This is a genomic window from Priestia sp. YIM B13489 (assembly GCF_042787645.1).
Taxonomy (GTDB): domain Bacteria; phylum Bacillota; class Bacilli; order Bacillales; family Bacillaceae_H; genus Priestia; species Priestia megaterium.
The window spans coordinates 1,314,046-1,336,378 of sequence record NZ_JBHZOQ010000053.1 but is presented as its reverse complement, the minus strand read 5'-3'; the positions used below and the strand labels follow the sequence as shown (position 1 = coordinate 1,336,378).

The window sequence follows — 22,333 nt, the reverse complement described above, 5'->3', positions numbered from 1 at the left end:
ATCCTTCAGTTCATTTCCGTTCTTTGATAAAGAGATTTGTTATGATGCTGAATGAGTGCATTTTGTTATATTTTAAATATATCTTTTAAACGATGCTTCGTCCGCTTTGTGCCAATGCATAATGAATGCCGTGCTGCAATGTTTGAAAACAATCATATTTTGATAAATCAATATGGGTCTCTGATATAACTAAGCCTAAGTCAGCAGAAATCCCTACTAAAATTGTTTTCGTACCAATCAGGGACGCTGCTGCACCTAATTTTTCAATAAGACTTGCCGTATATTCAGTAAGTTCTTTATCCAATCCGGTTAAATCCAGCACAAGATAATTAGCCTGGTGTTTTGGGAGGTTATTTAATGTATTGACAATCAAATCTTCCGTTCGATCCTCGTCGTATTTGCCAATCAAAGGAACGACGACTATGCCTTCCAAAACCGGAATAATAGGAGAAGAAAGCTTTTTAATAAGATCTTTTAACTCTGCTGTTTTTTCTGCTACAATGTTTTGTAAATGTTCTATTTTCTGCGCTTCTTTTCTTCTCGCTAATTGATGAATATTTTGAGTGATATCAATGTTAGAAGGGAAGTATTCTGCTGTGGTGCATTCATGCCCTTCTATTTGATGTTGAATCACCTTGTACCAAATATTTGTTCCGAATAGTCCTGTAAAAATTCCTGCATAATGGGCCGGAAGAAAATTCCCTCCCTTTGTTTTCTTTTGCGCAACATTAATTTTATGTTCCCAACTGTCTTTTAATTCAGCAGATAGAGTTTTACTTTCAGGATTTAAATATTTGATAGTAGTTTTTCCCCATCCAGCCGAAGCGTATGTATTGGTAATTAACTCAGCCGCTTCAAAAACCGTTACGCCTTTCATATTTTGAAAGTACTCTCCTACTACTAATCCCTGTCGGAAACCAGTGGTTTCTAGTACTACAGAAGCTGCCTCTTCCCCAGATATTTCTTCGATTGTGTCAAACAATGTTTTCATCGCAGAAGAAATCCAAAAAAGGATCGCATCTTCTCCTTCAAAGCTAAATTGTCCTTTTTCTAAATCCCAAGCAAAACTAAGGCCACCTATATCAATATTCTTTTTTTCACCCATGGCGAAATCTCCTTTTTATAAAGTTCTTACCTTCTATTTTATCTTATGTTGAAGAAGCTGGTAATAAAAATTGTTGCATATTTTCTATTGCTTGTCTAACCAATACCCATGTTTTCAATTAATAGAAAAGAAAGGTGAATGCTATAGAACTTTGAATTCGCCAACTTTTCTTTCTTTTGTATCAAACATACATGATAAAAAGGAAGAAAAGCAAATTGTAATATAACATCACATTACGTTATAATATAATTATATTCAAAAGAAAGTATTTAGGAAAGAGGAGGAAAAAGATGAAGCTAAATACTCATAGCTCTACGCCTTTATATATGCAGTTAAAACAGGCTATTACAGAAGATATTAATAAAGGAGTTTATACTCCGGGTGAAAAACTTCCAATTGAAACGGATTTGTGCGATATATACGGAGTAAGTCGGATTACGGTAAGAAAAGCCGTATTAGATTTAGTAGAAGAAGGCCTTCTGATACGTCAGCAAGGAAAAGGAACCTTTGTTCAATATCCAAAAGCTAAGAGAGAGCTGTTTGCCGTTAATGGGCATACAGAGTATATGTCGGAATTAGGGAAAGTACCGCAGACTAAAATTTTGTCTTTTGGTATAAAACCTGTAAAAGCTCATGTGGCAAAGATGTTATCAATCCCTCCAGAAAGTGAAGTCCTTGAACTGCAGCGCATCCTGTATTATGACGACCAGCCTCTTACCTTAGAAATTTCTCACTACTCCTTAGAATTGTTACCACACTTAGATCAGCACGTCCATAATTCAGTTTCAATGTACGATACTATAAAAAACAAGTACAATATTGCTCCGGTTCATAATAAAAAATTATTGAACATGGTATTTGCAAATGTGGATGAAGCAAAACATTTAGAATGTGAAGTCGGAGAGCCGCTGTTTAAAGTGGAAAAAGTGGCGTATGATGCACAAAAAAGACCGATTCATTCATCTTTTCTACACTACCCTGCGAATCGCGTTACGTTCACTATAGACAGTTCTAATTCTTAATAAAATAGCGCCTTGCTTCAAAAGCAAAGGCGCTATTTTATTCATTTTAGAACCATTTCACAGTCTGTATGATATTCTTTTCCATATCCAAATGCTCCGTAATTTTGACAAGTTTGTGATGCCACCAATGATCCATTATGGAGGGCTTTGGCTATGTTTTTTTCTGGTAGATAAGAAGAAAGAAAACCAGCTATAAAAGAATCTCCAGCCCCAAGCGTATCCACTACATTTGTAGGAATTATAGGCTGTTTAAATAACTGATTTTCGACTGATAATAAAGCTCCCTCTTCTCCTCTTGTCACGCATACGACACTGGTTCCTAACAGGTGTACTCGCTTTATTAAATTCATACACTCTTCTTCTGGCAGGCTGCTTCCTGAGAAAAATGCATAGCTGATATATGGACATACTTGCTGTAAATATTCCTCATCGTATCTCGTAGAAAAATCAAAGGAAATATCAATGATTTTATGTAGCAACGGAAGGTCAGATTCTAAATGACTAAAAACGCTCGTATGAAGAAGATCGTGCTGGCGAATATAGGTTAAATCCGATTCATTCAGCATTAGTTTTAATCTAGATTGAACGCCCCCTTTATTTGATCCTACAAAAACTCGGTCACCTTGTTCATCAAGTGTTACAACCGCCATTCCATTTTCTCCTACAGCTCTTCTTACTCTGCTAATATCCATCTTTTCTTGCTGCAAAGTATTTACTACATGCTCTGCCGATTCGTCATTCCCCACGATTCCCATATAGGAAGACTGATGATTGCTCAATCTATTATAAAATACGGCCACATTTAGCGCGTTGCCGCCTGGATAGATCTTTCCTTGATCTTTATAGTAATCTACTACATTATCCCCTACTCCAATTAGTTTCATCTGCTTGTCCTCCTATTATTTAACACTTCCGTTAGCAATGCCACGGATAAAATATTTTTGCATAAATAAAAACAACATAACAATCGGTGCTGCTGAAATGGTGAGTCCAGCTAGTAATACCCCCCAATCTGTTTGCAAAGCGTCTCTAAATTGCATTAATCCTGCTGGGATTGTACGCAAACTGTCGTCGTCGATAAAGATAATGGCAAACATAAATTCATTCCATGTGTAGTAAGCTGTCAAAATTGTCGTTGTTAATAGAATGGGCGTGCTCATTGGGATAAAAATTCGAAATAAAATCCCCAAGCTTGTACATCCATCTAACCGAGCTGCTTCCTCTAGTTCTTTTGGAATCGAAAGAAAATAAGCTCGAATTAACAAGATGGTTAAAGGAATTCGATAAGCAACATAAGGCAGAATCAGTGCCAAGTGTGTATTATAGATTCCAAGTTTTTGAATAATGCTATACAAAGGAATTAAACTTACCTGAGGAGAAAGCATAAGCCCTCCGAGACATATAATGAGGACAAAAGCTTTTCCTTGAAACTCAAAGCGTGATAGTCCATAAGCTCCTAACGCACTGACCAGCACCGTCAAAAAACAAGACGCGCCCGTGACGATTACACTGTTTAAAAAGTAAGAAGATATTCCACTTTTCCACGCTGTCACATAATTTTCAATTAGCCAAGTATGCGGCATAGACCAGCTGTGCGTAAAGATTTCATCCGTGCTTTTAAAAGAACTTATAATCATCCAAAGCAAAGGATACGCAATGACGATAAAATAGACAATCAATCCGACATATACTATCGTTACACCTGTGTAGCTCTTCTTTTTTCTTTCTTTAGTGGCTGTATTGACAACATTAGGTAAGGTGACATTTGTTTTAGGCATCTGCATCAAGCGTCTTCCTTTCCTGTTTTAAATGCTTTCATTTGAACAAGAGAAATCAACAGCGTAATAATTAAAATGACAGTAGCAATTGAGGAAGCATAGCCCATCATATCTTTCGAAAAGGCTGTTTTGTATAAATACGTACTTAGGACTTCAGATGATGTACCCGGTCCGCCTCCAGTTAAAATATAAGGTTCATTAAATACTGTAAAAGCACCAGTGAGCGTTAAAATAACAGCCACAAATGTCATTTCTTTTGTTTGCGGTACAGTAATATGAAAGAACATTTTAAATTTATTAGCGCCGTCTATTTCAGCTGCTTCATACAATTCAGGTGAGATTTTTTGTATCGCTACAATATACAGCATGGCAATATAGCCGATAGACTGCCACTGAGATACAGCAATAACTGCATAAATAGCCGTATTACTGTCTCCTAGCCAAGGTTTTGCCAATGAGTCTAATCCGATCATTTTGAGCATTTGATTTAAAAGCCCTACTTCAGGATTGTAAAAAAAAGTAAACAGCAAGGCAATAACGGTCATCGAAACGACTACTGGTAAAAAATAAACCGTTCGAAAAAAAGGAGAAAACCTTCGAATAAGTTTATCTTCTAAAACGGCAGCCACAATTAAACCTCCACCCACTTGAAAAATAATTGAAATGACCGCATAAAGAATATTATTTTTGAGTGCCTGATAAAAGACAGGGTCTTTAAATAAGTGCACATAATTATCTATTCCTACAAAAACTTTGTCTGGTGAAAATGTGCTCCACTCATAAAGACTATCCCAAATATTCTGAAAAATAGGGATGTACACAAGTAGTAAAAAAGCAAAAGCAGGAAGAAGATATAAATAAGGGGTTAGCTTATTGCGTTTTAACATCGCTTTTTCACTTCCTTACTTTTTAGATTCAGCACGAACACTCGCTGCAGCTTTTTGCACATCTTTCATTACTTCTTTAGGTGTTTTATCACCATTTAGCATAAGCTGAGCCCCTGTTAAATAAGCATCTGCAATTCGAGCATCGATTGCCATATCAAACCATGGAGCCATCTCTTTGGCTTGTAAAATATTATCTACTGCTTCTAATTGCTCCGGTGTTGAATTACTGCTGTTAGCTGTATCATTTACTGCACTGTATTTCCCTACTTCTTTTACTAGCTTTTCACCCATTTGTTTTGATGTTAAAAATTCAAGAAATTCCATCGCTTCTTTTGGATGCTTTGTTTTAGAAGAAATCATAAACCCTTCAGGTGATCCAGTTAAATTAGTAGCATTTCCTTTTCCATCCTCTAATTTAGGAAAATTAAACATGCCAATCTTAAATTTCGTTGGACCGAAAAGCTTAATTTCAGCGGTTTCAGCATAAAACATAGCTGCTTTTCCATTTGAAAATTGTTGTCTTGCATATTCATGATCAATCGAATTTGTATTTTTATTAAAGTAAGGAACTAATTCTTCTAATTTTTCTAGAGCTTTTACATAGCCTTTATCCGTGAATGTCCCAGTTTTTGAATTATAGTCTTTTGAAAGAACGTCAGGCTTTACCATGCGCTGATTCAAGGTTCCTACGTAGTGAGAAATGGTCCACGTATCCTGGCTTCCAAATTCTAAAGCTGTATAATGCTTCTTTTTTAACACGCTTAAAACATTTAATAGCTCGTTCCAGTTTGTAGGCGCTTTTAATCCTAATTTATCGAAGATATCTTTGTTGTAAAAAAACATTTTCCCGTCCATTGTGACAGGAACACCGTAAATTTTCTTATTAACGGTATATGGTTTAATTTGAGACTGAACAAGCTTGGAAGACCACGCTGAATCCTTCTTATAATAAGAGGTTAAATCTAAGGCTTTGTTTCCTCTGACAAATTGTCTAGCAAACTCATCGCTCCAAGAAAAGTACACATCAGGAGGGGTATTAGTGCCTGTCATAACTTTAATTTTGTCTTTATACGAATCGTTTAACACCGCTTCTGTTTTAATATCAATATCAGGGTGCTGTTTTTCAAATTCTTTTACAACTTCTTCAAAGTAGCTTTTTTCAGGTTCTTTTGGCCATCTGTGAAAGAATGTTAATGTTGTCTTTCCTGTGTCTGAGTCTGAAGACGTTTGTTTTCCCGCACACCCCCCGAGCATTAAAGAACAACTTAAAAGTGAGGCTAAGATTAAATTTGTCTTTTTCATATAGAAACCCCCTTATTGTAAGTGCTTTCATATATAAGTTATACTATAATGTTTTATAACATTATAGTATAACTCGTAAGGAAAATATACAGATTTCTATCTTTATTAGGAGATTATTAATATTCTACTTTCCACATATAGCGTCTTTTACTTAAAGGATGATTGCGTGCTTCAGCTAATTCTTCGGCATACTGACGCAGTACACGGTTTAATACAAGAGGAGCAATATACCCTTGCACATCTTTATCAATTCCTTCGAAGTCATATGCTTTTGCATCTAGAACAGTTAATTTCTTTCCATATCGTTTAGAGAATGATAAGGCGCGTTCTTCTAAAGGTCTCGTTTCATCTAGTCCAGCTAGGATGATAAACGGTACGTTTTCATCAATAATTTCGAATGGACCGTGGAAATACTCTCCAGCGTGAATAGCGTGAGAATGAATCCACTGCATTTCCATTAAGATACATATGCTGAATGAATAGGCTGCTCCATAGTTCGAGCCGCTGGCCATTGTATAAATAACCGGTTCGGACTTATGTGATTCAGCAAATTTCCTTGCGTTGCTCGCTTCGTATTCTAGAGCTTTTTCATAAACAGACTGTAGATTTTCTAAGCTAGTAACTAACTTTGCAAATTTATCATTTTCTTCTGCTACGTATAAGAGACCAAATACAAGCTGATATAAAACGCCTAAATTTGTTTCAAAAGCATCGATATCATTGCCCCACTCATACTTAATAAAAATATCTGCGCTGTGTGCTAAAGGTGAAGTAGGTTCATTTGTTAAGGCTACAGCATAAGCGCCTTTGCTTTTAGCAAACTTAGCTGCTTCTGTAGTCTCAGGAGTTGTTCCTGACATGGAACATAAAATAACTAAGGAGTCTTTTCCCAGCTGCTGCGGATTGCGGTGGATAAATTCGTTCGAGCTATACAAATCGGATGTAATATGTTGAGCTTCTCGATCTAGTACATACTTAGCTGGATACATGATCGCAGAAGATCCTCCACATGCGACGAAAAACACATTACGAATTTGCTTGCTTTTTAATTCGTTTAATACGGCTTGCACATCACTTTTTACATTCACTGCTGTTTTGCTCATTTTCCCCACTCCTCAAATAAGATATGATATACAACATTATGTAATGTTATATATTGTTATATTAAACCGCAAACGTTAACTAGTCAATACATTTATCAGAATATTTAACTTTTTTATCTATATTTGTAGAAATGCGCTCTTCTGTTTCTCCATCAAAGAAATGCACGTAGGTTAAATTCAACGAAAAAGCGCTTTTGTCCCCTGCTTCAAACTCACATAAAAAAGGCACTCGAGCCACAAACGTTTGCTTTTCTAAACTAGCATATAAAATTGTTTCAGCACCTAGTACCTCTATCATATCTAGTGTCGTAGTGAAGCAAAACTCATTGTTCAACTCTCTCTTACTATCCTCTTTATGATATACAATGTGTTCAGGACGCGCACCCATTATGACCTCTTTCTCATTATGACCTTGAGAATGTAAAGCGTGTATTAGAAAATCAGGAAGCTGTATTTTAGTTTCTCCCATTATAAAATAAGTGCCTTGGAGATACCCCCGAAAAAAATTCATTGCGGGTGATCCAATAAAACTGCCTACAAATACATTCCTAGGATGTCTATAAATATCTTGAGGAGTTCCGATCTGTTGAATAATCCCGTTTTTCATAACAACTAGGCGAGTAGCCATTGTCATAGCTTCCACTTGATCATGCGTCACATAGATTGTTGTTGTTTGCAGCCTTTGATGCAGTTTAATAATCTCAGCACGCATCTGTACTCGCAGCTTCGCATCCAAATTAGATAATGGTTCATCCATTAAGAAAACTTTTGCTTCCCGAACAATAGCACGACCTAAAGCAACTCGCTGACGCTGCCCTCCGGATAAAGCTTTTGGCTTTCTATCTAAATATGTTTCTAGACCTAATGTTTTAGCTGCTTCATTTACCCGTCTATCAATTTCGTCTTTCTTTATTTTTTTTAACTTCAAGCCAAATGCCATATTTTCTCGAACAGTCATATGAGGGTAAAGAGCATAATTTTGAAAGACCATAGCAATGTCACGATCTTTTGGAGCTACTTCGTTCATATGATCTCCATCAATGTAAAAATCACCTTTTGAAATCGTTTCTAGACCTGCAATCATTCGCAGCGTAGTAGATTTACCACAGCCTGAAGGTCCAACAAATATAACAAACTCTTTCTCTCCAATCTGAAGGTTAAAATCATTTACGGCGATATTTTTTTTATCATATATTTTATATACTTTATCTAAATGTAACATTGTCATATCACCTCAGCTCCTTATATTTAAAGTTTGAGATACATGATTGCAAGTTACGCGTCTCTTTTTCCTTAATCCTTAATTCTTTCCTCCTTTTTATTTAAATTGTTAACTTGAGACATTAAAGTAACTTAATAACTATACTAATCGAATCTAGTTAGACAGAAAATAAATATGTAAAGGTTGCTAACACAAAACATACAAGCAACCGTTCACCTTCAAAAAAATAAAAACCTTCTCTAAAATAAGAAGGTTTCACATCATAATCTGCATAGAGACTGCCTTTGCCTTATTTCTGAAGATTTTATTACATATCTTCTTTGCCTTGACAGCTTGGACACTCATAAACATGCACAAAATAAAGTCCAATATGGTGGAATCGTTTCCCTAAGCAATCTGGACATGTTCCTGCTTCGCGCATTTGTTCCCGTCGTTTGTCTCGCTGATTAGCTAAGAAATTTACAAATTTCATAAAAAAACCTCCCTCATGTTTTTGACTATAGGTTTTCCTGATGAGAGGTCTTTTATTCGACTAAGTGTATTTATAACAGCACCTGCTTGATTGTGCTTTTAAACTATACTCACGTTTTCCAATAATACAAAAAGGATAGATAGAGCAGTCTTATAACGCTCATCTATCCTTCATTTTTACCCTATATAATGTTTAATGCTATACAGGCGTATCACTATTTCCTAACAGATATCTAATTTTTGATATAGCTATCATATACAAATTATTCTTCTATTTTGTATTTTTCTTTTTTTCGAAGAAACGGCCACCAGTTTCCTTCTCCAAGCGTTACGACAATCGCTGGCATAAGAAGCGGAAGAATGACAAGGCCATAAAGTAAAAGACCAATAATAACAACCGTTGCTACATGAACAAGTGTTAATACACCTGATGGCATCATAGCCCCAAACGTTCCGGCTAAGATAATAGCAGCAGTAATAATAACCGATCCCATCTTGCTCATAGACGTAACCATCCCTTCTGCTACGCCGCTTTTTACTTCTTCGTTAAAACGGTCTAACAAGAAAATAGAATAGTCAATTCCAAGGGCAACTAAAATAACAAAACTAAAGAATGGCACGGCCCAGCTGATTCCGTCATTCCCCATTATATCCACGAATAGAAGCTCTGAGATTCCCATTGCTGTATAATACGTAAGCAGCAGTGAAGCAATCATGTATACAGGCATGATCATTGAACGGAATAAAATGGTCAGCACAATAAACAGCCCAATCATCATAATAACCATTGTGCGTGAAAGATCGGTTGTAGATAAATCTTTTAAATCCGCATTTGAGCTCGATACCCCTCCGTACACAATTTCTGTATGCTCAAACGGCGTATCAACGACTTCGCTTGCCACCGCTTTTTCAATATTTTTTACGGTTGAAATGGCTTCTTCAGAATATGGATTTTGATCGAGCACTACACTGAGCTTAACTCCTTTTCCATCTGCAAAAGAATAGTTATCGATGGATTGTTTAAACCCTTTATCTTTCATCACTTCTGCTGGAAGGTAAATACCCGTATCTCTAACTGTTGAGCTGTCACTCATGTTATCAAGCATATCTGTTGCTTTTGTTAAGCCATCTGAGATCTTAGTCAGTCCGTCATTCGCACTGTTAACGCCTTTTGCTAACTGGTTGATACTGTCTGATAACGTTCCAACTTGACCTTGCTGAGCTGAAAGATTCTCATTTGCTTGTTGGAGACCGGTTTGAATGGTAGTAAGCTGTTTACTGATTGCAACAAGCTGCGGAACCGCTTGCTGCACATTTCCTGTTGTAGAGAGCTGCGTGCTGACAAGCTGCAGCTGTTGATTAATTTGAGCTAATCCATCTGCAGCAGGTGCAAGCGACCCGCCAGATTTCTCTTTAGAAGCAGACCCCGTTTGGTCAGCTATTTGATTTAGCCCTTTTTTAACATCACTTAATCCTTTTTGCACATCTCCGATTCCTTTAACAGCATCTTTGATTCCGTCTGATACAGAGCCTAACTGTGAATTAACATATAAATCATCAATCTTTTCTCCGGTAGGCTGTGTGATAGTCATAACAGAATCTACGTGATCCACTTTTTCAATTGCTTTGCTTATATTTCCTAAATAAGGAATAGCATCCGCCTTTGTTAACTCTTTATCTCCTTTAATAATAACATTGACAGGAAACGCTTTTCCTTCTCCCAGTGCATCACTGATAGCATTTAGTCCTTTTATAGATTTATAATCACTGCTTATTTCAGCAGTAGAATCAAACGATACTTTTGAGTCGTACGTTACAATAAAAGGCACGGTAATAATCGCTGTAATGACTAAAAACACGAACGGTCGCGCCACTGCCTTTTTTCCTAAAAAGCCCCACAGCTTATTATCGCTATGAGAAGCCACTTTTTTAGAAGGCCAAAATAATTTTTCTCCAAGCGTAACCATAAAAAGTGGAAGCAGAGTAAATAAAATGACTAGCAGTACACCTACGCCCACTGCTACCCCAACAGCCGACTGGAAAATGGCAAACTTGGCAAATCCAATGGCTGCAAATCCAATAAATACGGCAATTCCGCTGATAAATAGCGTTCTTCCTGCTGTACGATAAGCCGTGATCGTGGCCTCTACTTTATCATGTCCGTTTGCCAATTCTTCACGGAAACGATTAAGTAAAAGAATGCAGTAATCCGTACCAATTCCAAATAAAATAGCTACTAAGAACGTTTGCGTGAACGTTGAGATTGGAAAATCGACATTTTTAACTAAAATCCCTAGTAACGATTGACTGATTAAGTATGTGATTCCCACAATTAAAATAGGAATAAACGGCGTCACGACTGAACGGAAAACGAGTAAAAGCAAACCTAAAATCAAAAAGATAGTAATAAACTCGGTTTTCTTTAACCCTTCTTCTGAACTGTGTGCAAAATCCTGATTAATAAGAGATGCACCTGTTACATATGCCGTAGTGTCTTTTGGCACGCTATCATAAATCTGATTCGCTATTTTTTCCACTTTTTCATCCGATCCACTGACAGTAACCGGAACTAAAACGGTTTTTTTGTCTTTAGACATTAATTGATTACGAACATCTTGATCATCTGTTAAAGGCGTTGTGACATCTTTTACACCTTTAATTTTCGCTGTCTTATCAATGATTTTCTGTATTTGTTTCTCACTATCTTTATCTAATGCGTTATCTAACTTGATAACCATGCTGATGGTATTACTGTCTTCTCCAGCATTTTTTAGAATTTGGCTGGCTCTAGATGAAACGGCATCGTCGGGAAGCTGAGACTGTCCTTTTTCACTTGCGAGCTTTGTTAAATTTGGTGACGTTAGCATCAATATAACCGTTAAAGCTAAAATAAAGGCCGCAATCACCCACTTAAATTTCACAATAAATTTCATTCTTTGCTTTCCCCTTTTGTAGTTAACTTTTCTTTTGCCATTGTAAGAATTTCAATAAATGTATCTATTTTTTCTTCTTCTACATCATCAAACAAATTCTCAATGATACTAAAACACGCGGCATTTCCGTCATTTATTACCTTTTCTCCTTCAGCCGTAATCTTAATAAGCTTAGAACGTTTATCGCTCTCTAGTTCATTAGTGTCCCACTCCACAAGCCCTTTTTCGAGCAGCTTTTTGATTCGATTCGAAATGGCACTTTTATGAACACCTTGCAAGACAGCAAGACTGCCTGGTGAAGATGGACCTTTAATCATTAAACTATTTAACAAATCAAACTGCTGCCTAGAGACATGTTCGAAGAGGTTATGGCTAAGCTCTCTGTGAATTACTTCTGTTCCTACAAACAGCACTTCTTCAAAAAGTTCTACAGCTTGATATAACTTGCTTTTCGTCACTTCTTTCCCTCCTTTGCTCATTTAGTTTATAGGTATAAACTATTCAACTTTAAAAATAGTTTATAGGACTAAACTTTATTCTGTCAATAAATTTATGTCTGACTGTCTTCATATATGATAAAGATAAATAGAAATCTTGAAAGGTACCGCTTACATCAGCTTTTTTGGTTGTCAAAGCTCCATCACTTAAGTATTATTAGTAATTGACTTCTTTTCAAGGAGATATAAATTTTATACACAGAAAGGGTGATCACACATGAATACAATGCATGCTAATGAGCAGATCAGTAAGAAAGATTCCTTTCCAATTGCTCTCATCTCGTTGACTCTTGGAGCTTTTGCTATTGGAATGACGGAATTTGTTATTATGGGGATACTTCCTAACGTTGCGGAAGACCTTCATGTTAGCATTTCGACTGCTGGCCAGCTAATTACAAGCTATGCGTTAGGAGTAGCAATCGGCGCGCCAATTTTAACCATTTTTACTCATCGACTTCCTCAAAAGCTTCTGCTTTGTTTACTTATGCTTTTATTTATTCTCGGAAATGCAATTGCTATTATTGCACCTAGCTATGGAATTTTAATGGGAGCTCGTTTAGTTACGGCATTATGTCACGGTACTTTCTTTGGAGTAGGCGCTGTTATTGCTTCACGGCTCGTACAACCTCATAAACGTGCAAGTGCTGTCGCAACGATGATGGCAGGTTTAACCATTGCAAATATCATCGGTGTTCCTGTGGGAACATTCATCGGGCAACACTTAGGCTGGAGAGCTTCGTTTGGGGCTATTACGATCATGGGGATTATTGCATTTATTGGTATTATTCTGTTTATCCCAAAACTTGGTCAAGACAAATTAACGGGTCTAAAACAGCAGTTTGCTGCTTTTACTCAACCAAAACTTCTTGTGATGCTTCTTTTAAGCGCAATAGGATGCGGTAGTTTATTTACTGTATTTACGTACATTACACCGCTTCTTGAAGACGTTACAGGAGTAAGTGAACATAGTGTTACGTGGATACTTGTATTATATGGATGCGGCGTTACGCTCGGAAACGTTGTTGGAGGCAAGCTAGCAGACTGGAAGTTAATGCCTTCGGTTGTAGGTATATTTGCTTTTCTTTGTATTGTGCTGACTATTTTTACGTTTACCGTTAAAAGCCCAGCAGCAGCAATTATCACGCTGTTTTTCTGGGGAGCAGCAGCATTTGCTGTAATGCCTGGTATTCAAGTGAAAATTATGAACTTAGCACAGGAAGCACCTGCTTTAGCTTCTACTTCGAATCACTCGTTTGCTAACTTAGGAAATGCTTTTGGCGCCTTTTTCGGAGGCGTAATTATTAATCATATGGGACTTACTTCACTTCCTTGGGTCGGCGCCATTTTTGTAGGAACAGCTTTTATTATCAGCACTTGTCTTTTTATTGTGGAGACACGCAAAAAACATAGTGAACAATCGTCCTAACTGTCTAACAACCGAACAACAAGTAGAAAAAGAGCCTTTCTTTGCTGAAAGGCTCTTTTTCTACTTTTAACTTGCTTTTTTCATTTCTTTACTTGTTAATCGACTGTGTTTACGAGAATAACCGACATATACAACTAGACCAAGCACAATCCATATGCTAAAATACAGCCATGTTGTTTTAGGAAGATTAATCATTAAAAACAAACAAGATAATACAGATAAAATTGGTAAAATCGGGACAAACGGCATTGTAAATCCACGTTTTAAAGTTGGGTGCGTTTTACGTAAGATGATAATGCTGACGCCCACCATGCCGAAAGTTAAAAGAGCTCCGATATTTGCTAAATTCGCAAGTTCTTTTAGATCAATAAACCCTGAAATTAACGCTCCGATAATCCCTACTAGCCAAGTAGAAAGAGTCGGAACTCCCGTTTTCTCATTTGTTTTAGCAAATGCTTTTGGCAGCAAGCCGTCGCGGCTCATTGAGAATAAAATGCGTGTTGCTGCATAAATGTAGGCGAAAATAACAGCCATGATTCCAATGACAGCTCCTGCAGCAATAACCCCTGCCACTGCATTTTGTCCTACTGAATGGAGAACATAGGCCATTGCTTCTGGGACATTCAGTTCCTTGTACGAAACAACTCCGGTCATAACAAGGCATACCGCTACATAAATAATCGTGCAGATCACAAGTGAACTAATAATTCCAATGGGCAAATTGCGCTGCGGATTCTTTACTTCTTCTGCTGATGTAGATAAGGCATCAAAACCTAAGAAAGCAAAAAATACGGCCGCGCCCCCTGTCACAACACCTTCAATTCCATAAGGCATAAAAGGTGTCCAATTAGACGGTTTTACATAAAAAGCTCCTACAATAATAAAAAGAAGGATAATAAACAATTTAACAAGCACCATAAAGTTATTCACTTTTTTACTTTCTTTTGTTCCTCTTGAAAGCAGCCATGTAATAAGAAGCGTAATACAAATAGCAGGAAGGTTAACTAGACCTCCATTTCCAGGGATCGTAATCAATTCTTTTGGCAGCGAAAAACCAAAGCCTTCTAAAAAGTTGTTAAAATAAGAAGACCATCCGTTTGCTACTGCTGACATTGTTAACAAATAGACAGAAAGCAACGTCCATCCCATTAAGTGCGCTACCACTTCGCCGATGGTTGCATATGTATAGGTGTAAACGCTCCCAGATACAGGTATAGTTGAAGCAAATTCCGCATAGCACAGCGCTGCAAAACCGCATACAATAGACGCCAATATAAAAGAAAAAATAACGGCTGGTCCAGCATCGTTAGCAGCTACTAAGCCTGTTAATACTAAAACCCCCGTTCCGATTACGGCTCCAATACCAAGAAGAGTCAAATCGAATGCTCCTAATGTTTTGACTAGAGATTTGTTTTGACTTTGTTCTAATAATTGCTCGATTGACTTCTTTTTAAATAGTTTTCCCATTGCACTCTCTCCTCTCTGTTGCCATTCATCCCTTAAAAAACTTGAAAATAACGTTTTTCCCCATTGGGCTGCGCGTTTTTACTTCAGATACAGAAGTAATTATATAGAAATAATTACTAACTTGTCTATTAGTATACTAATATCATTATATATATTTCAAGAGTTTTTGTAAGCGATTTCTTAATATCGCTCTATTTTGGATTTATAAACTAAATAAAGAGATTATCATTGTGCTTACGTATAATAAGTTTGAATAAAAATAATATTCTAAAAAATTATTTTACATGTTTTTAGATAACTTTTTTCACTAACTATCTTCAGATATAAATTCCTGACATAGAGATTATTTACAGAACGATGAATGTTTTATCTTACCGGGTGTTATAATGATGAAAACTGAAGTGTATGAAGGGCGGAGAAAGATGATTAACTTACTTATTGGCTGTATTTTACTAGCATTAGGAGTATACTTTATGTTTAAATTTCTTTTTCACTCTCCTTCTAAAAAGAAGCGAGATCAGCAAAATATAAACAAACCATCAGGTGAGGCTTCAGCTTCATCCCGTACAAACGATTCGAATGGAATAAGATAAATTTTTTTATAAAATACCGGCGTTTGTCTAAGGCAAAAGTTATACTGCTGATATATATTATCTTATACCCTTCTAGTTCAATATTCCCTTCATTTTGGTGTGAGACAAAATGAAGGGAATCACTATCCGACTTAAAAAATCGGATTTTTCTATTTAATAAGGTAAATAGCTTCAATACACTCTGTTTGAATTCTTTTCTTTATTCAAGTGTACAGCTGCCTCTTCCACACTTACTGTTCCTATATTTTTCTTCCCGTGCTTTCGCATAGCAAGCGATTCATTTTCCACTTCTTTATCTCCTATCACAGCCATATAAGGAACTTTCAGCATTTCTGCTTCTCGAATTTTCAGCCCTATTTTTTCAATGCGATCATCTACTTCAACACGATACCCTTTTAACTCCAGCTCGTGTTTCACTTTATATGCATATTCCACGTGCGGCGGTGCAATAGGCAAAAGCTTAAATTGAACAGGAGCCAACCAAAGAGGAAATTGACCTTCGTAATGTTCAATCAAGATGGCCATAAATCGCTCAACTGATCCGTATATAGCGCGGTGAATCATTACGGGACGATGAGGTTTATTGTCTTCTCCAATATACATACAGTCAAACTTATCCGGCATTAAGAAATCAAGCTGAACTGTTCCGCACTGCCAGCTGCGACCTAAGGAATCTAAAATATGAAAATCGATTTTCGGCCCATAAAAAGCTCCTTCTCCTTCATTTACCTGATAGTCTAAGCCTTTTTCACTTAACACAGATTGAAGCGACTTTTCTGCTTGGTTCCATGTTTCAATATCTCCCATGAATTTTTCAGGTCGTGTGGATAACTCCACTTTGTAATTGAAGCCAAAATGTGAGTAAAAGTCATGGATAAACGCTAGAATGCGGCTAATCTCAGCTTCAATCTGACTGAGTTCTACGAATAAATGAGCGTCGTCCTGTGTGAATGAACGGACTCTTAGCAATCCGTTTAAAGACCCAGAAAGCTCGTGACGATGAACTAATCCAAGCTCTGCGTATCGAATCGGAAGTTCTCGGTAGCTTCTTCGCTTGCTGTTAAACAATAAAATGGCTCCCGGACAATTCATCGGTTTAATCGCATAGTTTTGTTTGTCAACATTTGAAAAATACATATTCTCATGATAGTGCTCCCAGTGCCCTGATTGTTCCCAGAGCTCCTGTTTCATCATGATGGGTGTTTTTATTTCTTGATAGCCTGCTTTATAATGCTTTTGTTTCCAGTAATTTTCTAACTCATTTCGAATAATCATTCCGTTAGGTAAGAAAAATGGCATACCAGGAGCTTCTTCCATCGACATAAACAGCTCCAGTTCTTGACCTAACTTTTGATGATTTCGCTTTTCTGCTTCCACTTGTTTTGACATGTTCATTCCTCCAATATGTTTTTATTCAACAAAAAACCGCACTCATCCCTAGTAAAGGGACGAATGCGGCCGTGGTACCACCCTAATTCCGTAAAATACTTATACGTATTTTACGCTTAAAAAGATAACGGTTTTACCGGTTGCGGTTTCAGTGTATACACATTCCCCGCCGCAGCTCCAAGGTGGTAAATTCATTTCGTTTTCTAAGGGTTCTCAGCCAGTGACCCTACTCTCTGTAAAGAAAATCCAAAAATGATTCATGTCCTTTTCATTGCTTGTATATTCATTTTTTCTACATAAAAAGCCGCACTCATCCCTAGTGAAGGGACGAATGCGGCCGTGGTACCACCCTAATTCCGTGAAATACCTATACGTATTTCACGCTCAAAAAAGATAACGGTTTTACCGATTGCAGTTTCAGTTATGCACGTTCCCTGCAATAGCTCTAAGGTGGTAAATTAGATGATTTCTTAAGGGCTCTCAGCCAGTGACCCTATTCTCTGCGAAGAAAACAGCATCTAATTCGTGTCCTTTTCATTGCCAAATACTGTTTATTAGTTGTTAAAAGCGATTATAGTGTATAAATTTAACAGAAGTCAAGAAGTAATTTTTTATTTTTTTATGGTATAGAATTACTTTATGCTTGAATTCTTGAAAAGTTACTTAAGAATCTACGGACTTAAAAAGTTTTTTATTATACTATTAACGACTACATTTCATTCTTATTTTCATAACAATAAAGGCGAAAAAGAAAGATGCTATAAGTCCTTATTTGTTTTATCTAAGCGGGATTAATGAAGTGAAACCAATACTACCCCAAACCAGAACAAGTAACCTAACACAAGCATCATCAGGTTTTCAATTTATATACTAAAATATTAAATACACCTTTTTCTGCTTACGCAAATATCTGACTTGAATCCATAGAAACTATTTTTTATCTATCTTTAGACAAAAGCTCATCATGCATGCTTCCACTTTGCGGAAAAATCCGTTTTTTCCTGACTTGTTCTTTAAGAATAACGTCAAGCTGCCGCTGAATTTTCCTTGTTTCATTTGTCGAAAAATACGGGTGAGCCAGATTTACTGTTTCTAACGGATCCTTGGTCAAATTGTACATTTCAATTTGATCAGGAACACGGGTTGTTTTAAGGGTAGTAAAACTCACAGGGTAACCTCCATATTGCTCTCCGTGAATGAATTCATCTTTTTCGTCATCTGCTGACCAAAATTGCAGATTATCATGATAGCGAGCGTATTTCCAAATTTCCTTTCCTGCCGCTGACGAAAACTCGACAATGACCGCTTGAATGTGATTAGGCTGAACAACTGACGGGTAGCTTTCTCCTAAAAAATTTGTTTGGTGAAGTCCTTTTGTCGGGTCATCATCCGTCATGAAGAAAATCGCTGTTTCCTCTTGCTCAGCACACGTTTCTCCTCGAAGTATACCTGACAGGTCTCGCCCAACAAATGGATGTACTTCCGTATGACTTTTTTGTAATTGCTTTTGAATAGTGGAAGCATCTATATTAGCTAAACTAAGCATTGTCGGGATCAAGTCAAGGTGACTAGTCAGTGTGTCTGTACGTTGATAACTAGGAAACAAACGCTTGTTATGAATGAGAAGCGGAACGTGAATAGATTCTTCATACATGTTGTACCATTTTTGATGTAGTCCCCCGTGAGCTCCAAGCAAATCACCGTGATCAGACGTAAAAATAATAATTGTATTTTCATAGAACGAAGATTGTTCCATGGTCCGAAGAACTTTTAAAATTTGTTTATCAACATTTTTTTGCAGCTGATAATACAAGCGCCGGTAGAAGCTAGAATTTGGGGTTGGCTGCAGCGCTTTTGGATAGATGTATTTATAGCTGCTTTGAGCGCTAGGCTTTGTTTGTAAAGGTTCTCTAATGGTAGGTGGCGGATCGATGTTTGGAATCGTCTCATCAATAGAAAACTGAAACATAGGAAGGTGTTTGGTAATCGCTCCGAACAGCGCAATGTCATGCGGGTTCACAAATGAAGCTACCATGAGCCAAGGCTGCGCAGGCGCTTGATGTTCTAATCGTTGAATAAGCTCTATGATTTCCTCTGCATATATTTCGTCTCGTCCGCTCACTCCAACGGCCGCAGATGAACCGGAATTGTGCGGATTTCTCCCTTCCGGTTCCGGACCAATCCACCCTGAAAAACCAAACTTTTCAAGCTTATTAGCCCGTTGATAAAGGCCTTCTTTCTCTGGATCCGGTATTCCTGTTTGCATCTGATAGCTAGAAAAAACGTCATGTGTTCCTGGAATTAAGATGTTCTCATCAGAAATATGCCATTTTCCTTTATAAAAGGTTTGATATCCAGCCTTCTTAAAATACTCTCCCATCGTCGGGACGGTATTAGGCTGCAGCCAAAACATATCAGGATCTTGTGATTTCTTTGCGATACCTTGCGTTTGCGTAACTCCGTGCAAGGAAGGATACTGCCCTGTAAACAATGTAGCTCGACTTGGTGAACAAGCTGTAGAACCGACGTAGTGACGGGTAAATTCCATTCCATGCTGTTTTAAAAATTCATGTGCTTTTAAATGTTTTTTTCGCCACTTTTTTAGTTCTTTACTTTCATATAAGGGTGGAAACCGCTCCTCGTCCACGATAATCAACAAAAAATTAGGCTGTTTCTGCATGTTTATTCCTCCGCATGTTTATCAAATTTTCTGTATTGATAAACTATGTAAAAAGCACTTTTTTTAGAAGAACGGAGTACGGTTCATGTCTTTTTATACCCACACAAAAAAAGACTTGGAGGATTTCTCTAAGTCTTTCATAACTCGTTTCAATACGATATTCCTTATTTTTTGTAAGCTTTTAGCTGCTGATTTCGTTTATAGGTGCTAATGATACTAGGTATCAATTATACTTATCATAAAACTCCACATCATGTAGCGCCAATCCCCTGTAAAAAGCGCTACTCCCGTAAAAAAACGAGCTGACCAGCAAGAGCTAACCATGAAGCTATCCAAGCAAACATCATATTCTCTTTCACGTTATCACCTCATATTTTTAATTATGAATGACTTTTTATATTTTACCATGAAATTCTAATTTTAAAGATTATTCTACTGTTTATTTTATGTACATAACTAAAAAAGCTAATAGCAGCGCGCAGCTAGCCATTAGCTTTTTTATTATTTTGCAAATACATGATTTCCTATTTTAATTGTTTCTTGTTTTTGGCGCAGCCATTGATCTCCCGTTTTATCAGGATTAAAGAAGAATAATGAACCTTTTCCTTGACCTTGGAAGTTAATTGCTTCTTCTACAGCTTTTTTTGAATCTTTGTCTGCAGGTTTATTAATTTGACCGTTGCTGACCGGACTATACTGACCTTTTTGATAAATAACGCCTTTTACAGTGTCTGGGAATTTGCTGCTGTCGACTCTATTTAATACAACTGTCGCCACGGCTACTTTGCCTGCATAAGGCTCTCCTTTGGCTTCAGCTGATACAAGACGAGCTAATAATTCTTTATCATTTTTATTTACTTGAACGTGCTGTTCATGAGCGGGCACTGCTGCAAATGCTGAGTAACCTGCACCAAAACTTGGGATAAGCATTGCTATAGCAATCACTAGTTTCTTTATCATAAAAATAAAAAGCCTCCTTGCTATTTCTTGACGTGGTTCATATGCTAGCAGAAATATAGGAGTCTTTCATTGCAAAAAATTATCCAGTTCCAAAAGAAATTGGATGTTATTGTCTTCTTTAAACAATCTTTAGCTTATAAAGAACCCTTTATGATTACGTATGAGTTGCACTTCTAAACCTTAAAGAAATTATAATTTTTCTGTTTGAAATATAAAGTTTGAACTGTATATTTCCTTAACTACTGAAGAAAGAATATCAATTCCTTTCTTTAACTCCTCATCTGCAGCAGTAAGACTTATGCGAATGCACTCCCGGTTGTGAGAAGAAGATTGGCTGCCGTGAAAGAATGAGCCGCCTGGCACTACAATCAAGTTTTCTGCTTTTAATTTATTGTATAGATCGCTATCACTGAAAGGCAAACCTTCTAACCAAAGCCAGCCAAATAACGAACCTTCCGCTTTGTGCAAATACCAAGGAATATCATCCGGCATACGTGTAGTTAAAAGTTTTTTTAAATAGTCATGTTTTTGTTTATAATGAGTTCTTATATAGTTAGCTGAAATTCTGGCTAACTGCCCGCTCTTTAAGGTGTTAACCACCATCCTCTGACCTAGCCTAGAAGAGTGAATCAAAATATTTGATTGAAATGCTTCCATTACTTTTATGAAGTCACTTTTTCCTATAGCAATTCCTATTCTCTCACCAGGCAATCCGGCTTTAGAAAGACTCATGCAGTGAATGATATTATCATGTATGATTGGATCCATTTCAATGAAATTAATAGCAGGAAAAGGCGGTGCGTAAGCTGAATCAATTAGAAATGGAATGTGATAGTCCTTGCACACTTGGGATATAAGCTGTACGGCTTCTTCGGAAAGGATGTTGCCGCTTGGGTTATTAGGTCTTGATAATACAATAGCTCCGATGTCTGGGTCCTGAGCTATTTTATCTTTAAATGCCTGTTTGTTAAATTCATAGCGAAACGTATGACGATCAAGCTTTGAGAGGATAGGAGGAATTCCTTCTATTACACCTTCCTCAAGTGCGACTCCACTATACCCAGCGTAATCTGGCAGCATAGGTATTAATGCTTTTTTTACTCTTCCTTCTTTACTTGTACCACAAAACGAATTTAAAGCTAAAAAAAAGAGATTTTGACTTCCCGACGTGATCAAGACTTGTTCTCTGTCCAGTTTAATACGATAATTCGTAAAGAAGTATTCTCTTATGCAATCAATTAATTCATGCGTACCGTAACTAGAACCATATTGGCTAATCAAATTTTTTAATTGTTTGTCGTTCACAATATCTCTTAAAGCTTCTTCCCACATTTCATAAACTTGAGGGAGGATGGCAGGGTTGCCAGCACTTAAATTCACATATTGATTGAGATTGGAATTGAGCACCTCTTGGATGTCATGCATGATAGCGCGAACACCTACTTTATCAGTCATTTTGCTTCCTATTTTACTTAAATGCAAAGCAGTCACTAGTGCA

18 protein-coding genes and 2 other annotated features are annotated in these 22,333 nt (G+C 37.0%); of the genes, 3 read left to right on the top strand and 15 right to left on the bottom strand.

Annotated elements, in window-relative coordinates:
* Positions 1 to 85: 85 nt before the first annotated feature.
* Positions 86 to 1,105, bottom strand: coding sequence for an STAS domain-containing protein (locus ACFX4W_RS12675; protein ID WP_280559641.1), 1,020 nt, complete (start codon positions 1,103 to 1,105; stop codon positions 86 to 88).
* A gap of 290 nt (positions 1,106 to 1,395) precedes the next feature.
* Between ACFX4W_RS12675 and ACFX4W_RS12670 the strand changes: the two genes are divergently transcribed.
* Entirely contained in the window at positions 1,396 to 2,127 is a 732-nt protein-coding gene (locus ACFX4W_RS12670) for a GntR family transcriptional regulator (RefSeq protein WP_013057106.1), read from the top strand.
* A gap of 41 nt (positions 2,128 to 2,168) precedes the next feature.
* On the opposite strand, the gene ACFX4W_RS12665 is transcribed toward ACFX4W_RS12670, so the two are convergent.
* The 9 genes from ACFX4W_RS12665 to ACFX4W_RS12625 form a co-directional block, all read right to left on the bottom strand.
* On the bottom strand, positions 2,169 to 3,011 hold the full coding sequence (locus ACFX4W_RS12665) for a fructoselysine 6-kinase (RefSeq protein ID WP_043982527.1): 843 nt from the start codon (positions 3,009 to 3,011) through the stop codon (positions 2,169 to 2,171).
* Between the two features lie 15 nt (positions 3,012 to 3,026).
* Positions 3,027 to 3,911: a carbohydrate ABC transporter permease gene (locus ACFX4W_RS12660; RefSeq protein WP_043982526.1), complete on the bottom strand. Its 885-nt coding sequence runs from the start codon at positions 3,909 to 3,911 to the stop codon at positions 3,027 to 3,029.
* A complete protein-coding gene (locus ACFX4W_RS12655; protein ID WP_043982525.1) occupies positions 3,911 to 4,792 on the bottom strand; it encodes a carbohydrate ABC transporter permease in 882 nt (293 codons plus the stop codon). The genes ACFX4W_RS12660 and ACFX4W_RS12655 overlap by 1 nt, the downstream gene beginning before the upstream one ends.
* A gap of 15 nt (positions 4,793 to 4,807) precedes the next feature.
* On the bottom strand, positions 4,808 to 6,094 hold the full coding sequence (locus tag ACFX4W_RS12650) for an ABC transporter substrate-binding protein (RefSeq protein ID WP_013083210.1): 1,287 nt from the start codon (positions 6,092 to 6,094) through the stop codon (positions 4,808 to 4,810).
* 116 nt (positions 6,095 to 6,210) lie between these two features.
* The gene (locus ACFX4W_RS12645) at positions 6,211 to 7,197 is read right to left on the bottom strand and encodes an SIS domain-containing protein (RefSeq protein WP_043982524.1); all 987 of its coding nucleotides are present in this window, start codon (positions 7,195 to 7,197) and stop codon (positions 6,211 to 6,213) included.
* A 79-nt stretch (positions 7,198 to 7,276) separates the two neighbouring features.
* Positions 7,277 to 8,425: an ABC transporter ATP-binding protein gene (locus ACFX4W_RS12640; protein WP_043982523.1), complete on the bottom strand. Its 1,149-nt coding sequence runs from the start codon at positions 8,423 to 8,425 to the stop codon at positions 7,277 to 7,279.
* A gap of 301 nt (positions 8,426 to 8,726) precedes the next feature.
* The gene (locus ACFX4W_RS12635) at positions 8,727 to 8,891 is read right to left on the bottom strand and encodes a hypothetical protein (RefSeq protein ID WP_016764155.1); all 165 of its coding nucleotides are present in this window, start codon (positions 8,889 to 8,891) and stop codon (positions 8,727 to 8,729) included.
* A 262-nt stretch (positions 8,892 to 9,153) separates the two neighbouring features.
* Entirely contained in the window at positions 9,154 to 11,823 is a 2,670-nt protein-coding gene (locus ACFX4W_RS12630; protein WP_377559469.1) for an MMPL family transporter, read from the bottom strand.
* Positions 11,820 to 12,281, bottom strand: a complete 462-nt coding sequence (locus tag ACFX4W_RS12625) for a MarR family winged helix-turn-helix transcriptional regulator (RefSeq protein WP_028408494.1) — start codon at positions 12,279 to 12,281, stop codon at positions 11,820 to 11,822. Before ACFX4W_RS12625 ends, ACFX4W_RS12630 begins: the two co-directional genes overlap by 4 nt.
* Positions 12,282 to 12,537: 256 nt before the next feature.
* Here ACFX4W_RS12625 and ACFX4W_RS12620 point away from each other — a divergent pair, with 256 nt between their 5' ends.
* Positions 12,538 to 13,746 (top strand): MFS transporter, encoded by a 1,209-nt coding sequence (locus ACFX4W_RS12620; RefSeq protein ID WP_043982521.1) that lies wholly within the window; start codon positions 12,538 to 12,540, stop codon positions 13,744 to 13,746.
* A gap of 66 nt (positions 13,747 to 13,812) precedes the next feature.
* Here the strand turns inward: ACFX4W_RS12620 and ACFX4W_RS12615 are convergent, their stop codons facing one another.
* Positions 13,813 to 15,213, bottom strand: coding sequence for an amino acid permease (locus ACFX4W_RS12615; protein ID WP_043982520.1), 1,401 nt, complete (start codon positions 15,211 to 15,213; stop codon positions 13,813 to 13,815).
* A gap of 389 nt (positions 15,214 to 15,602) precedes the next feature.
* Between ACFX4W_RS12615 and ACFX4W_RS12610 the strand changes: the two genes are divergently transcribed.
* Positions 15,603 to 15,806 carry a hypothetical protein gene (locus tag ACFX4W_RS12610; protein WP_377559467.1) on the top strand — a complete coding sequence of 68 codons (204 nt, stop codon included), beginning with the start codon at positions 15,603 to 15,605 and terminating at the stop codon, positions 15,804 to 15,806.
* 171 nt (positions 15,807 to 15,977) lie between these two features.
* Here ACFX4W_RS12610 and thrS read toward each other — a convergent pair whose 3' ends face one another.
* The 4 genes from thrS to ACFX4W_RS12590 form a co-directional block, all read right to left on the bottom strand.
* The gene (thrS, locus tag ACFX4W_RS12605) at positions 15,978 to 17,195 is read right to left on the bottom strand and encodes a threonine--tRNA ligase (protein ID WP_043982518.1); all 1,218 of its coding nucleotides are present in this window, start codon (positions 17,193 to 17,195) and stop codon (positions 15,978 to 15,980) included.
* A gap of 52 nt (positions 17,196 to 17,247) precedes the next feature.
* Positions 17,248 to 17,476 (bottom strand) — a binding site (T-box leader).
* A 39-nt stretch (positions 17,477 to 17,515) separates the two neighbouring features.
* Positions 17,516 to 17,742: a binding site (T-box leader), on the bottom strand.
* Between the two features lie 390 nt (positions 17,743 to 18,132).
* A complete protein-coding gene (locus tag ACFX4W_RS12600) occupies positions 18,133 to 19,875 on the bottom strand; it encodes a sulfatase family protein (RefSeq protein ID WP_043982517.1) in 1,743 nt (580 codons plus the stop codon).
* Between the two features lie 501 nt (positions 19,876 to 20,376).
* On the bottom strand, positions 20,377 to 20,835 hold the full coding sequence (locus ACFX4W_RS12595; protein ID WP_043982516.1) for a cell wall hydrolase: 459 nt from the start codon (positions 20,833 to 20,835) through the stop codon (positions 20,377 to 20,379).
* A gap of 189 nt (positions 20,836 to 21,024) precedes the next feature.
* On the bottom strand, positions 21,025 to 22,326 hold the full coding sequence (locus ACFX4W_RS12590) for a valine--pyruvate transaminase (RefSeq protein WP_043982515.1): 1,302 nt from the start codon (positions 22,324 to 22,326) through the stop codon (positions 21,025 to 21,027).
* Between the last annotated feature and the right edge of the window lie 7 nt (positions 22,327 to 22,333).